The organism is Bacteroides sp. 51 (assembly GCF_010500965.1).
Lineage (GTDB): Bacteria > Bacteroidota > Bacteroidia > Bacteroidales > Bacteroidaceae > Bacteroides.
The window spans coordinates 1-1,059 of sequence record NZ_QVMI01000088.1 but is presented as its reverse complement, the minus strand read 5'-3'; the positions used below and the strand labels follow the sequence as shown (position 1 = coordinate 1,059).

The 1,059-nt window shown below is 47.8% G+C and carries 1 protein-coding gene; it reads left to right on the top strand.

Features of this window, described 5'->3' with window-relative positions:
* The first annotated feature begins 398 nt into the window (after positions 1-398).
* Positions 399-1,028, top strand: coding sequence for a helix-turn-helix transcriptional regulator (locus tag D0T87_RS23600; RefSeq protein WP_163178615.1), 630 nt, complete (start codon positions 399-401; stop codon positions 1,026-1,028).
* Positions 1,029-1,059: the final 31 nt, after the last annotated feature.

The following is a 1,059-nucleotide window of genomic DNA, read 5'->3' as shown; positions in this document are numbered from 1 at the left end:
TACCAGCTACCGGATAAACCCGAAAACCCTATGATTGAAGTGGTCAGTATTGCAAAGGAAAAACGTAGAAAGTTACAACCACGCACCCATGAGGTCGTATTTATCAGGGAAGGACGGATACGCCTAACTCCCAGGGGCTTGCCGAAGTTTGAGGGAACCAAAGGGCAAATCCTGTTCCTGCCGGCCGCAGGGCATTATTCGCTCTATACCCCTTCGGGGACGACACTGGTCGTTTTTAGGATAGAGGAAATGACTCAGCTTTGCGATAGTTTCTCCATGGAGAAGCTGTATAAAGCCCATGCGGGGGCTACAGACAACCANTGTTCCTGCCGGCCGCAGGGCATTATTCGCTCTATACCCCTTCGGGGACGACACTGGTCGTTTTTAGGATAGAGGAAATGACTCAGCTTTGCGATAGTTTCTCCATGGAGAAGCTGTATAAAGCCCATGCGGGGGCTACAGACAACCATACCCCGCAAACACCGGGTTTCGGGGTACTGGAAATACATACGCGCATATGGAATTTCCTGGATGAGATCAGCGAAAGGCTGGCCGACGGGATAAAGTGTAATATGTATTTTGACCTGAAAATCAGGGAGTTCTTCTTCCTGCTTAAGGCGTATTATACCACACAAGAGGTAGCCAACTTCTTCTATCTGATCCTCAGCGATGATACCGCATTCTCAGAGTATGTACGCTTACACCGCCATAAGTTCCGCAACGTAGAGGAAATGGCGGATTCCATGCATATGACTCCCCGGCAGTTCGGCACCAGGTTCAAAAAGGCATTTAACCAAACGCCCTATAAATGGATGAAAGAGGGAAGGGCAAAGCTGATCAGGAAGCAGTTGATAAACACACATAAACCGGTGAAACTGATCGCACTGGAGAACGGATTCAGCGATATGGCGCACTTTACCAAGTTCTGCAAAAAGGAGCTGGGAAAGACGCCGACACAGTTAAAAGAGGACATTTCTTTATCCGAAGAAGGAATTGACAATAGAAACGACATATTTGACAAAGGCTAGTCCGGATTAATGTCCTATTTTTGCCCCTGAA